This is a genomic window from Salmonella sp. A29-2 (assembly GCF_020150755.1).
Lineage (GTDB): Bacteria > Pseudomonadota > Gammaproteobacteria > Enterobacterales > Enterobacteriaceae > Salmonella > Salmonella enterica.
The window spans coordinates 4421913-4435332 of record NZ_CP083731.1; the positions used below are offsets into that span (position 1 = coordinate 4421913).

Consider the following 13420-nt stretch of genomic DNA (forward strand, 5'->3'; position numbering starts at 1 on the left):
TCTCAAGGTGTATCTAATCGTTTAGTATTAACGGGTTCTGAAAAGGCTTTGTCCACGCCTTTCATCAAGGGAGATAACAGGTATTCCATAATGCTGTGTTTTCCGGTAATTACACTAGCGTCAACAGTCATACCTGGTTTTAACCACCGTAAATCATCTTCATTAACATCGAATGCAATAATTACTTTATAATAACGCTGAATTGTTCCTCCGGTATTTTCCTCATAGGAATCAGGGCTAATATTATCGATAGTCGCATTATACGATTTTATCTTTGGTTGGATAATTGACTGCACATCCAGTTTAACGGCTTCATCTACATATATTTGGTCACGGTATTTGGGTAATATTTTCACATCGGCCAGCATAGTCCTTACTTTTGGTTTTATTTCAAAAAGTAAGTCTGCCGCCTGAATCACACCACCATGAGTAGTGGCACTTTTATTGATTTTATAAATTACACCGTCAACCGGTGAATAGATATCCTCCTCATTTATCTGCTTCTCTATTACTTTTAATGTAGAGTTAACAACCTCAAGTTCCTGAAGATTTTTAGATATTATTTTAGATAAAGATAAGCGCAATTCATTATTAAGCGCCTCAATATCATTAACAACCAGCTCAATATCATCTTTTTTTAAAGTGATGCTACTTTCAATATCATTAATTTCAGACTTAACTTTTATATACGCCTGTTTCTTGTTAAGAAAATTGGTATATGGGCTAATTCCTTTTTTTACCAGTGGAGAAAGAATATTTATTTCTTCGGCAAGCAATGCAAGTTCTTTTTCTTTCGAACTCAGCTTCTCTTGTAATCCGCTAATCTCAGAATCAAGAGAGGTTTTTTTTAACTCTTTAGCTCTTATCTGACTATGCACTAATTCAATATTCGCTTTTACCTCTTTATTGCTTAAAGAACGGGTACCATCCAGGGTAATCAACCCACTCTCATTTTCTTTATCAAGAATGAAAGATATTTCGTTAACATCTTTATCCAGATACCCTTTTTGAGTTCTATACCTTTGATATTCTTTTTGCAGATCAAGGTTAACGACCTTTGCAAGGAGTTCTCCTTTTTTTACAGTATCACCCTCGGCTACATAAATATCTTGTATCGTCCCTCCTTTAGAAAGAGATATTAACTGAGCATTATCTTTAGTGGTGATAACGCCCTGACCATGAACCACTGAATTAATTTCTATAAAGTAGGTAAGGATAATAATTAAGATCGTCAAAGAAATAATTATCATCATGAGATGATCGCTTTGTCTTCTATTCATTTCATTACATTTAACTCACTTTCAGTATTTCCTTTTAAATAATCCATTAAATGAAAAATCAATGAGAGTTGCTGTAACTTTAAAATATACAGGCTATATTTGCTGTCGATCATGCTTACATATGCCTGAAATGCTTCATTACGGCTTGAAATTAAATCAAGCAAACTTTTTTGCCCTAACTGAAACTCCTGCTCATATAATTCAGTAAGCTGTAACGCGTTTGTATGTGAACGTTCCGCCACTGAGTAAGTCTCTTTTGCAGCGGCGTATCTTGAAAGTTGTGAATCAATGTTATAACGCGTTTTAATCAAAAAATCGTCAATTTGCAGCTTAGCCTGCGAGTAACTTGCCACCATTTTTCTTTCCTGGGCTGAATTTCTGAACCCATTAAAAATGTTGAAACTGACATTGATACCCGTTTTAAATTCATCTTCATAATCACTTTTTTTGGCACTACCGCTCGGGTTATTCTGTACATAGCTGGACACGAGATCTACAGTCGGAAAATAGGATGATTTTGCGGCATTAATATCTTCGGTCGCGGCTTTTCGGGTATTGACAAGCATCTTATAGTCATCGTTGTATTTCATCACCATGTCCATAAGTTTTTCAGGGCTTTCGACAAAGATATATTTTTTGAAGAGGTTGAATTTTTCATCGCTTTGAATCTGAACTGGCGATAAATTCAGACCAGTCATATTCTGCATTTTATACATTTCATCATCCAACATCGACTGATACATAATGCTTCTGGTATTTAATGCATCGATAGATACTTGTACTTTACGCATATCAGATTGCATCGCTACACCGGAAGATACCAGCAACGAAAAAGTTTCCAGCATCTTTTTATAAAACTCTTTCTCCAGATTTACGCCATCAATCATTTCACGATATTTACTGATGTTGTAATAGGTTGTCACAACCTCCTGAGACACTATATTCTTTGTTTTTTCATAGTCAGTTTTACTATTATCTCTTTCATATTCAGATTTCCTGATATTAGCCCCCCTCACTCCAAAATCCGTTATTCGGTATGATAAAGACACCTTATTTTCAACGTTCCTCTCGGTACCTGACGACTCCTTTCTGTTATTATTAAGGCCAGATGTTAGATCCAGGGTAGGATAAAGTGCTGCCCGTGAAAGATCTAAGTCACTGTTTTTCTTTTCAGTCTCATAATATGAAACAGCAACAGAGGGCTGATGTGTTAATGCGGCATTAACTAAATCTCTTAGAGGAATGACCGGAAGCTCGCTGGCGTATGTGCTTTGTGTAATAAAAGCAGTCGTCAGAAAAAACATCTTAATCTTCATTTTTTTCCTCCTTGTTTAACAAACGTTGCTTTACTATTTCCTGATGCATAGATGTTATTTTTTCCATTAATGGCATATAGGTATCACGGTAGCTAACCATTTCAGCACTAATCTCTTTAGTATTAGTAATAATCTTTTTATCAGTAGCCGATAGATCGGATAGCGCTAAATGAACATTATTCATATCCTCATCCATTTCTTTTCTCAGCCCATCGAGAGTATGGGAAATATCGGCACTGCCAGCGGCAATATCGTTTATGGTCTTACCATGTGAAAGAGATTCCTGATAACATTTATCAACTGATGCCATTATTGAATCATTCTTTTTATCTATAATATTTTGTATTGTACTCATTGCCTCCAGTCGTGCATTATTATCAGCAAGCAGGATATTACCTTCAGATAAACGAGAGGTAATTGTTATTACACCGTCAGATAATTTTTTGAGATTTTCGTTACTGCTTACCAGATAACCATCAATCAGCGTAGAAAGTTGTTCCAGTTTTGCTGAGTTATCCAATAGTCGGTTTTGCAAAGTGACAAAGCTATCTGATAGCATCACTCGTTTCTTTTCTTCATCCTGCGCCCGTAAGTTTTCAACTGTCAGGTAGTTATCAAAAAACGCTTTAAACAACTCTTTAAATTCTACAAGCGTCTCTGATTCAACCCGCAGGCTTCGTTGTTTATTATTGGATCTGTTGCTTATGATTTTTAATTTTTTGATTTCCGTAGAAACAAGGGAATAGGAGCTGCGAACAAAAACACTTTGTGAGGTCAGGAGGATGGCGCAAACAACACCATAGATAGAAGATACAAATGCGGTATTCATCCCTTTCAATGGTTCAGAAAGCGACGCTACCATTGTCACGATCATATTGAGTGTATTACTTGCATTATCACCGCCAACATCTGATGGCGAGCTCAATAAGTTCCCGATTGAACCAATCGTAATAGACAGACCCGCAAACGTCCCCAACAGGCCAACAAGCGTCGACACATTGCTACAGCTCATAATAAATGATAATCGTTGATTACGGGCGGTAGACACATTGTCATCTAATTCCATCAGTAAATTGAAATCACACTGTTTGGGTTCCCCGGCAAACAAAACCTGATTGAGGTTAGAAAGAATGCTATTTTTTCTACTGGCGTCCTGAGCTATTAATATGTCTTTTGCTGAAATATTTTTAAGAATAGTGAATAATGCACACAAAGAACCTGTAATATAAATGGCAATAATGACTCCATTGTAAATTGCAGAAACCATGAAGTTATCAAAGACATACTCTCTTATACCGGGAAAAGATAAAGCGAAAAAAGGGAGTATGGCAAGGAAAAAACAGACAAACAAATAGCGGTAATGATTTATATATTTCACTCTGACACCTTTTTATTAATAGTCGTGATAATAGCTTTACTCGTTGTACTTGATGCTGCGGAGTTAACACTCATGTCAATAACTACATCAGGATATATCTTCTTAATCTCTTTCATTAAAATAATTCCCCGTTCATATCCCAGTCGTAAAGAGTCAGAGAAAGAGATGTCTGCCTGAGGAATAACCATTTCTATCAATAAATTACTATTAGTTTTGTCTTCTAACCAAGCCTCTATTTTATGAGTGTCCTCTTCTGAAAAGCTTCTCAGCCTGCCATGATACGTAATAACAAGCTCATTTTTTGTATATGTTATATCAATTTTCTGACCATCGGCGATATCGTATACTCCAACCTCCTTACCTGACATTGTAGTCATTCCGTCCGACACATCTTGTGTATTCACTTCCTTATTATCTATTTCATTAGCATTTGAATTGTCATTGGCTCCGCTATTTTGAGCAGTAGATTTAGTCTTACTCTCTATATTTGCTTTATAAACTTTAATTGAGTTGTCATACATAATAATCATATTATTAAGTGCAAACACCAACATAAGAAATATAAAAATGCACAATACCGTAGAGAATGTATCAACAAAACTAGGCCACGGATTACTTTCGTCTTCCATGTTGTCTCCTGATATTACATTGTGAATAAAATGTTTTTGTGGATTAGAAAGGATAATGGATGCTCAACTTATTCAGAAAGTGAACGCTACCGCCCTTGGCTTCCTGCTACCAATACGCTTTATAGATTTCAGTTTTCTTACATCTCGTAATCAGAAAAATAAAAACAACGACGCCATTTTTATGCGCCCACAACAAAGATGAGTGCTTTAATTAAAAACACTCTTCATTTTTTAATTAGGTAGACATCAATTATTGCACTAACTATATCTTCCCCAATAATAGGTATCGCATAAGCTCTCAACTCATAAATAAAAAATAGTATCAGCAAATTAAAACCACCCGCCGATAAATAGATTTGTTAGCTAATCATTGAAACTCTAAATCATTTTAAGGACATATTTCTTTTTAATACGCGTTATAACCATACGTATTTAATAAATTTGCCTCCAGAGGATAAAATTAATTTTCACAATTAAAACATAGGGTCATAGGGACTTCAATATAACTTAAATCATTAAAAATATAATAAGTGGGGAGTAAAAAATCAGAATTGCGTAAAAACACACACAAATAAAACCATTTTTTATATAAAGCCAGCTATAAGTAACAACTTTATCTTCAGCAATTAAAAATAAAGCAAGATGCACATATCATATTTGAGCTCATCACAAGCTAAAGCAAACATTTAATTAACTATTGATAATACCGACCATTCTCTAACGTTATTTTATAATATCTTTTTGTTGTCAAAAAATGGCTATAAATTATATATTTTGCAGATGAGTTTTCTCTTTCATATTTAAGACAATCCGTGTTATTGCAGTACATTTATGAACTTCGGCTGGATAATGATGTGCCGAGGCGAGTCGGCCAGAGGCGATAAGCGACATTTTTCCGTAAGATATGCGCTTCTCTTTTTTGAAAGGGATACTAAGAGCCTATCCCATTAGGGCTATTTTACTTGCCATTTTGGTCCTGGGCAGTGCTCGCCAAAACGCGTTAGCGTTTTGAACGCCGCTTGCGGCGGCCCGAAGGGCGAGCGTAGCGAGTCAAACTTCACGTACTACGTATACGCTCCGGTTTTTGCGCGCTGTCCGTGTCCAAACTGGCTGCGCCAATAACGCCTGGTGGGATAGGCTCTAAGACAATAATACCAGGTAAGAAAATGCCTGGTTTACACCAGGCATTTCAGCAGACGAGAACTATAGCGAAAATGCAAATAACGCTTTGAGTTTTTTACCAAAAATCAGAACGGAATGTCGTCATCAAAATCCATTGGCGGTTCGTTAGACGGCGCTGGCGCGGATTGCTGTGGACGTGACTGCGCGCCGCCGCTGAACTGGTTGCCGCCCTGCGGCTGCTGAGGTTGTTGCGGTTGACCCCAACCCCCCTGCTGCTGACCGCCTGCCGGTGCGCCGCCGCCCTGGCGACCACCCAGCATCTGCATCACGCCGCCGATCTGCGGAACGTTAATTTCAGTCGTATAGCGTTCCTGGCCACTCTGATCGGTCCACTTGCGGGTACGCAATTGACCTTCGATATACACCTGAGAACCTTTACGCAGATATTCGCCGGCCACTTCCGCCAGTTTGCCGAACATCACCACCCGGTGCCATTCAGTCTGCTCTTTCATTTCGCCGGTCTGCTTATCGCGCCAGGATTCAGAAGTAGCCAGCGTTAAGTTGGCGACAGCGCCGCCACTCGGCATATAGCGTACTTCCGGGTCCTGGCCCAGATTACCAACGAGAATCACCTTGTTTACGCCTCTGCTGGCCATAATTGAGTCTCCTGAATACGTTTCATAAATAGTGTAAACGCGTGAGTGTACCATTTCCACGTAGCATTTTAATAGCTGCGATGCAGGTTCCAGGTCACTCGCGCGAACCTCATATTGTTGCATACTTTAGCTGAAGATGCATTCCAATACTGTATATTCAAACAGGTTAAATTGTGTCATAATTAGCCGTTTCTGCCGTTTGTCCTTCAAACAAACCAGGCATCCGAGTCTCTACCGGGAAAGGTGAATGGATAAGATCGAAGTTCGGGGCGCCCGCACCCATAATCTCAAAAATATTAACCTCGTCATCCCCCGCGACAAACTGATTGTCGTGACCGGGCTTTCGGGTTCAGGCAAATCCTCACTGGCTTTCGACACTCTGTATGCCGAAGGGCAGCGTCGTTACGTTGAATCGCTCTCCGCTTACGCGCGGCAGTTTTTGTCGCTCATGGAAAAACCGGATGTCGACCATATTGAGGGGCTATCACCCGCGATCTCAATTGAACAGAAATCGACATCGCACAACCCGCGCTCTACGGTGGGTACTATTACCGAGATCCACGACTACCTGCGCCTGCTGTTTGCCCGCGTGGGCGAGCCGCGTTGTCCGGACCATGACGTGCCGCTGGCGGCGCAAACCGTTAGCCAGATGGTCGATAACGTGCTGTCGCAGCCGGAAGGCAAACGTCTGATGCTGCTGGCGCCGATTATTAAAGAGCGTAAAGGCGAACACACCAAAACGCTGGAAAATCTGGCAAGCCAGGGTTACATTCGCGCCCGTATTGACGGCGAAGTCTGCGATCTCTCCGATCCGCCGAAGCTGGAGCTGCAAAAGAAACATACCATTGAGGTGGTGATCGATCGCTTCAAAGTTCGCAACGATCTTTCCCAACGCCTGGCGGAGTCGTTCGAAACGGCGCTGGAATTATCCGGCGGCACGGCGGTTGTTGCCGATATGGACGATGAGAAAGCGGAGGAGCTTCTGTTCTCCGCCAATTTTGCCTGCCCGATTTGCGGCTACAGTATGCGCGAGCTGGAACCGCGTCTGTTCTCGTTCAACAACCCGGCAGGCGCCTGCCCGACCTGTGACGGGCTCGGCGTTCAGCAATATTTCGATCCGGACCGCGTGATCCAGAATCCCGACCTGTCGCTGGCAGGCGGCGCGATTCGTGGTTGGGATCGTCGCAATTTTTACTACTTTCAAATGCTCAAGTCGCTGGCGGAACACTATAAGTTCGACGTAGATGCGCCGTGGGCAAGCCTCAGCGCCAACGTACATAAAGTCGTGCTGTACGGTTCCGGCAAAGAGAACATTGAATTTAAATATATGAACGATCGCGGCGATACCTCCGTGCGCCGCCATCCGTTCGAAGGCGTGCTGCATAATATGGAGCGCCGTTATAAAGAGACGGAATCCAGCGCGGTGCGCGAAGAGCTGGCGAAGTTCATCAGTAATCGCCCCTGCGCCAGCTGTGAAGGAACGCGACTGAATCGCGAAGCGCGCCATGTATTTGTGGAAAATACGCCGCTGCCTGCTATTTCCGATATGAGCATTGGCCATGCGATGGATTTTTTCACTAATCTCAAGCTTTCCGGGCAACGAGCGAAAATCGCCGAAAAAGTGCTAAAAGAGATCGGCGATCGCCTCAAGTTTCTGGTGAACGTCGGCCTGAACTATCTCACGCTTTCCCGCTCGGCAGAGACGCTTTCCGGCGGCGAAGCCCAGCGTATTCGTCTGGCGAGCCAGATAGGCGCCGGGTTAGTCGGCGTGATGTATGTGCTGGATGAACCGTCCATCGGTCTGCACCAGCGCGATAACGAACGGCTGCTGGGTACGCTGATTCATCTGCGTAATCTTGGCAATACCGTGATTGTGGTGGAACACGATGAAGACGCCATCCGCGCCGCCGACCATGTGATTGATATTGGCCCCGGCGCGGGCGTTCACGGCGGCGAGGTGCTGGCGGAAGGCCCGCTGGAAGCCATTATGGCGGTACCGGAATCACTGACCGGCCAGTACATGAGCGGTAAACGCAAAATTGAAGTGCCGAAACAACGCGTGCCGGCAAATCCAGAAAAAGTGCTCAAACTCACCGGCGCGCGCGGCAACAACCTGAAAGATGTGACCCTTACGCTACCGGTAGGGCTGTTTACCTGTATCACCGGCGTCTCGGGTTCCGGTAAATCGACGCTGATTAACGATACGCTGTTCCCCATCGCCCAGCGTCAGTTAAACGGGGCGACTATCGCCGAACCGGCGCCGTATCGGGATATTCAGGGGCTGGAACATTTCGATAAAGTGATCGATATCGACCAGAGCCCGATCGGGCGCACCCCGCGTTCCAACCCGGCGACCTATACGGGCGTCTTTACCCCGGTTCGCGAGCTTTTTGCTGGCGTGCCGGAGTCTCGCTCGCGCGGCTATACGCCAGGGCGATTCAGCTTCAACGTGCGCGGCGGTCGCTGCGAAGCGTGCCAGGGCGATGGCGTCATTAAAGTCGAAATGCACTTTCTGCCAGATATTTACGTGCCGTGCGACCAGTGCAAAGGCAAGCGCTATAACCGGGAAACGCTGGAGATTAAGTACAAAGGCAAGACCATCCACGAAGTGCTGGATATGACCATTGAAGAAGCGCGTGAGTTCTTTGATGCGGTTCCGGCGCTGGCGCGTAAGCTGCAGACGCTGATGGACGTGGGGCTGACCTATATCCGTCTTGGTCAGTCGGCGACGACGCTTTCCGGCGGCGAGGCCCAGCGCGTGAAGCTGGCGCGCGAACTGTCGAAGCGCGGCACCGGGCAGACGCTGTATATTCTCGACGAGCCGACCACCGGCCTGCACTTTGCCGATATTCAGCAGCTGCTTGACGTTCTGCATCAGTTGCGCGATCAGGGCAACACCATCGTGGTGATCGAACACAACCTGGACGTCATTAAAACGGCGGACTGGATTGTCGACCTCGGCCCGGAAGGCGGCAGCGGCGGCGGCGAAATTCTCGTCTCCGGTACGCCGGAAACCGTGGCGGAGTGCGAGGCGTCGCATACCGCCCGCTTCCTTAAACCTATGCTCAAATAACCTTCACGCCGCTTTCCGATTCGCCGGGAAGCGGCATCATTTTTCCTCATCCCACCTCATTGTCTCCGTGTTGAGCATTTGTGATTTGCGTGCCGCCTCGCTCTGACATGTGATAGCGCAAACGGTCTGTTATGGAAAACACCATGAAGTTGCCCTACGCAATCACACTACTGCTGTGCCTGTTTTTATCCGCCTGTACGCTGCCTGACCGCTTTAGCGCCGTGGCTTTTCAACAACTGACGCTATTACAAGCGCGCTCAACCCGCTTCCTGCAGGACGCGGCGCGAATACCGTGGCAAAAAGAGACACTGCTCAAGGATGACCGCGATATCCGCCAGACATTTTTTCAGGCTGAGCGGGTCGCCCGTCAAGGTGGGGATAAACACCGACTCGAAAATCTGGCGCTGCTGAAAAATCACTATTTGCGTCTTTATGCGCGGGTTATACAACGTAAGCAACCACTTACTTACATCCAGGCTGAGAGATACCAACAGCAAAATAATCAGGTCTGGAAATTAGCCATACAGGGTGAGTGTCTGCATTGGGGCGCCCGCTGCACTCAGGGAGAAGAAAATGGCGTCTATTAACGAAATACATAACCTGATGACCACCGCCCGAGCCGAACACCCTGTAGTCTCTTCGGCGATTGCCGAGTTTATCCAGGCGTATAAGCAGGCAAGAGAAGACAGCGACGACGGTATCCGCGAGTCCGCCGCGTTTATCGCCCGCGCGCTTCAGGAACATGCTCGCGGCTGGCTGGACGACGACGATATGATTATTCTGCTGGAAGGACAGCGGGACCTCGCCAGGCTACGCGCCAATAATGCGCAAATCGCCCTCGGCAGCCGTATCCGGTCTACGGTCATCCGCCTCATTGATATCGCCCTGGTGTTGTTGGTCGGCGCGCTATAATCAGGACTGCGGCAACTGCTTGCGTTTATCTTCCGACAGCGCATTTACCGCCTGTTGATAAGAGGCATCGACCAGATAATAGAGTTGTGAATCCGGCAGCGATCCGTCCAGATAGACCGTGCTCCAGTGCGCTTTATTAAGGTGCCGACTCGGTCGTACATCGCTGTGCTGCTGACGTAACAACTCTGCCAGTTCCGGGCTGGTTTTGAGAGAGGCTGCCGGGCGTCCTTCAACTTCTTTTACCATCGCGAAAAGTACATCTTCCACTTTAATTTGCGTCGCTTTCCAGTCGCTGTGGACGCTCTGCTCTGCGCCAGGTTTTGCCATGCAGTATTGCAGTAATTCCGAAATGGTCATTATCATTCCCCTTGTAGTGTCGCGATGATTTTACGTGGACCGCCGTGAATACGGTGCTCTCCCAACCAGATACCTTGCCATGTTCCTAACTGTAAACGCCCCTGGCGTACAGGCAGCAGCAACGAGACGCCCAATACTGACGACTTAATATGCGAAGGCATGTCATCCGCGCCTTCGTAATCATGTTCATACGCCGCATTATCGGGAACGGTTTTCAGGAAATGGCGCTCCATATCAGCGCGCACGGTGGGATCGCAGTTTTCGTTTAGCGTCAGCGAGGCCGAGGTATGTAGCAACAACAGATGCAGCAAACCCGTTTCGACAGGCGGTAAGCCAGACAATTTATCGATAATTTCATCTGTTATCAGATGAAACCCGCGCGGCTTCTCGCTCAGTGTAATGGTGCGCTGATACCACATAGGCTGCTCCTTCCTAAAAACAAACGTCTCCTGAATAGTGTGCAGCAAGTCTGGAAAAGGTAAAAGCCAGCGGGGCAAGTTTGTGCAAAAATCATGCAAAAAAGGAGAGCCTGTCGCTCTCCTGATTTTTAGTACTCCGAGTTGACAATGACTTCCTCGCCAAACGCTCCTGCCTGCGGCAGCGGTTTGTAGGTGGAGTTAGCCGCGCGCAGGATGCGAATACCGCGGATACCACAATCACGAGCCGCGGTAATATCGTTATCCGAATCGCCGTAGAAGATACGCATGTTCTTCTCCTGCAGCCACTGTACTTTCGTATTTTGTTCCGGTTTATCGCCGGCGAAAATCACCGGATTCATATTCGCCGCCGGAATATGGAAGTTATCCGCCAGCGTTTTCGACACGGTTTCCGTTTTCGTCTGACTACGACCAGTGACAAAGTAAATACTGTCGCCACGGCGAACATGCATATCAATGAGCTGTCGGGCCACTTCTTTTGGAATACTGAACTCATCCCAGCCGTTGTTCATTTTTTCCCAAAAGGCCGGATTTTTCAGATAATCGTCGCTGTCCGGGGAGTAGGTTTTCTTTCCGCGCCAGAATCCGGGGCTGGAAAATAACACGGTGTCGTCAATATCAAAGCCGACCGCCATCGGCGGGCGTCCGGTGAGGCTGTTTTCAATCTGGGCGACAGAGACCCAATGGACAGGCGCTTGTTCCGCGAGTTTTGCAACGTTAGTGCCCGGATTGAGCGTCGAAGGGGAAGATACTAACGCATTCGCGGAATGGTTTAGCGTAAACAACAAACAGACGGCACTCAGCGCCAGGGTTATTTTTTTCATGCTTTTCCCTTAAAATTCAGAATATTATAGTTATTAAGATGAGTCTTTGCTCAAAAAACTATCTGACCATAACGCCAGTAACGGTCAAAAGGAAGGATTATCTGCGGTTTTGTTACGAAAAAAGAGGATGATCACAACAGCTATTGTCAGACCGGAGGGCAATGTTATCGCCGTCCGGCCTGAATATTACATGACAGCGGCAAATGCCTTCGCCACGCGGTGTACATTTGAAGCATTAAGCCCGGCGACACACATGCGGCCACTGGCAATCAGGTAAACGCCAAACTCATCGCGCAACCGCTCGACCTGCTCCTCGCTTAACCCGGTATAGCTGAACATACCGCGCTGCTGTAACAAGTAATCAAAGTTGCGGTCAGGCATCTCCGCCTTCAGCTCCTTCACCAGCGTCTGGCGCATCGATATAATGCGGTTACGCATCGCGTCGACTTCCGCCAGCCAGCCCGCTTTTAACGCCTCATCGCCCAGGACCGTAGCGACCACCTGAGCGCCGAAACACGGCGGACTGGAGTAAATTCGGCGCACCGTCGCTTTTAGCTGTCCCAGAACCCGCGCGGCAATTTCAGCATCTTCACACACCACGGACAGGCCGCCGACGCGCTCGCCGTACAGCGAGAAAATCTTCGAAAAAGAGTTACTGACTAACGCAGGTAACCCGGCGCTGGCAATGGCGCGAATAGCGTAAGCATCCTCGTCCATGCCTGCGCCAAACCCCTGATAGGCAATATCAAGGAACGGAATCAGATCGCGCGCTTTCACTATTTCAATCACCGCATCCCATTGCGAAGGCGTTAAATCCGCCCCGGTCGGGTTGTGACAACAGGGGTGCAGCAGCACGATACTGCGTGCAGGTAACGTATTCAGCGTGGCCAGCAGATCGTTAAAACGGATGCCGTTAGTCGCGTCGTCATACCAGGGGTAAGTACTCACTTCGAATCCTGCCCCGGCAAATATCGCAATATGGTTTTCCCAGGTGGGGTCGCTCACCCATACGCCTGCGTCGGGGAAATAACGCTTCAGGAAATCCGCGCCCACTTTCAGCGCGCCGGAACCGCCTAATGTCTGGATAGTAGCCACGCGCTGTTGCTGAAGAACCGGGTGATCGGCGCCAAAGAGCAAAGGCGCGATAGTATGGCGATAAGTATTGAGTCCTTCCATCGGCAGGTACAGCGAAGCGCCATGCGGCTGCGCGTTAAGCCGGGCTTCGGCTTCGGCCACCGTTTTGAGCTGTGGGATAATCCCGTCTTCGTTGTAATACAGGCCAATGCTCAGATTTACTTTGTCGTGACGGGAGTCGTCTTTAAAACGCTCCATCAGTGAAAGAATCGGATCGCCGGCATAGGCGTCAACTTTTTGAAACACGCGATGGTTCTCCAGGTTTACAGAGGGCAGGAAATAACACAATAAACCGGAAGGAC

At 46.4% G+C, this 13420-nt stretch carries 12 protein-coding genes; 3 read left to right on the forward strand and 9 right to left on the reverse strand.

Translation table 11 applies throughout. The features are described from left to right. Nucleotides 1-2: 2 nt before the first annotated feature. The 5 genes from siiD to ssb1 form a co-directional block, all read right to left on the reverse strand. The gene (gene siiD, locus K8W53_RS21480; protein WP_001081935.1) at nt 3-1280 is read right to left on the reverse strand and encodes an SPI-4 type I secretion system protein SiiD; all 1278 of its coding nucleotides are present in this window, start codon (nt 1278-1280) and stop codon (nt 3-5) included. Beyond that, on the reverse strand, nt 1277-2596 hold the full coding sequence (gene siiC, locus K8W53_RS21485; protein ID WP_001541306.1) for an SPI-4 type I secretion system protein SiiC: 1320 nt from the start codon (nt 2594-2596) through the stop codon (nt 1277-1279). Before siiC ends, siiD begins: the two co-directional genes overlap by 4 nt. Then, nucleotides 2586-3974, reverse strand: coding sequence for a MotA/TolQ/ExbB proton channel family protein (locus K8W53_RS21490; RefSeq protein ID WP_023195271.1), 1389 nt, complete (start codon nt 3972-3974; stop codon nt 2586-2588). Before K8W53_RS21490 ends, siiC begins: the two co-directional genes overlap by 11 nt. Continuing rightward, entirely contained in the window at nt 3971-4603 is a 633-nt protein-coding gene (gene siiA / locus K8W53_RS21495) for an SPI-4 type I secretion system auxiliary protein SiiA (RefSeq protein ID WP_023224742.1), read from the reverse strand. Before siiA ends, K8W53_RS21490 begins: the two co-directional genes overlap by 4 nt. Nucleotides 4604-5850: 1247 nt before the next feature. Further along, the gene (gene ssb1 / locus K8W53_RS21500) at nt 5851-6381 is read right to left on the reverse strand and encodes a single-stranded DNA-binding protein SSB1 (protein WP_000168322.1); all 531 of its coding nucleotides are present in this window, start codon (nt 6379-6381) and stop codon (nt 5851-5853) included. Nucleotides 6382-6628: 247 nt separating this feature from the next. Here ssb1 and uvrA point away from each other — a divergent pair, with 247 nt between their 5' ends. The 3 genes from uvrA (at nt 6629) to K8W53_RS21515 (ending at nt 10366) form a co-directional block, all read left to right on the forward strand. After that, complete coding sequence (gene uvrA, locus K8W53_RS21505; RefSeq protein ID WP_224435201.1) at nt 6629-9454, forward strand: excinuclease ABC subunit UvrA; 2826 nt, start codon at nt 6629-6631, stop codon at nt 9452-9454. A 131-nt stretch (nt 9455-9585) separates the two neighbouring features. Further along, on the forward strand, nt 9586-10041 hold the full coding sequence (locus tag K8W53_RS21510; protein ID WP_000432214.1) for a hypothetical protein: 456 nt from the start codon (nt 9586-9588) through the stop codon (nt 10039-10041). Then, nucleotides 10028-10366, forward strand: a complete 339-nt coding sequence (locus K8W53_RS21515; RefSeq protein WP_023205185.1) for a hypothetical protein — start codon at nt 10028-10030, stop codon at nt 10364-10366. Before K8W53_RS21510 ends, K8W53_RS21515 begins: the two co-directional genes overlap by 14 nt. Here K8W53_RS21515 and K8W53_RS21520 read toward each other — a convergent pair whose 3' ends face one another. From K8W53_RS21520 to tyrB, 4 genes are all read right to left on the reverse strand, one after another. After that, the gene (locus K8W53_RS21520; protein WP_000155666.1) at nt 10367-10723 is read right to left on the reverse strand and encodes an MmcQ/YjbR family DNA-binding protein; all 357 of its coding nucleotides are present in this window, start codon (nt 10721-10723) and stop codon (nt 10367-10369) included. Nucleotides 10724-10725: 2 nt separating this feature from the next. Beyond that, nucleotides 10726-11142 (reverse strand): secondary thiamine-phosphate synthase enzyme YjbQ, encoded by a 417-nt coding sequence (locus K8W53_RS21525; protein WP_000270392.1) that lies wholly within the window; start codon nt 11140-11142, stop codon nt 10726-10728. A 128-nt stretch (nt 11143-11270) separates the two neighbouring features. Next, a complete protein-coding gene (aphA, locus tag K8W53_RS21530) occupies nt 11271-11984 on the reverse strand; it encodes an acid phosphatase AphA (RefSeq protein ID WP_000724435.1) in 714 nt (237 codons plus the stop codon). A gap of 186 nt (nt 11985-12170) precedes the next feature. Continuing rightward, nucleotides 12171-13364 (reverse strand): aromatic amino acid transaminase, encoded by a 1194-nt coding sequence (gene tyrB, locus K8W53_RS21535; RefSeq protein ID WP_000486910.1) that lies wholly within the window; start codon nt 13362-13364, stop codon nt 12171-12173. Nucleotides 13365-13420: the final 56 nt, after the last annotated feature.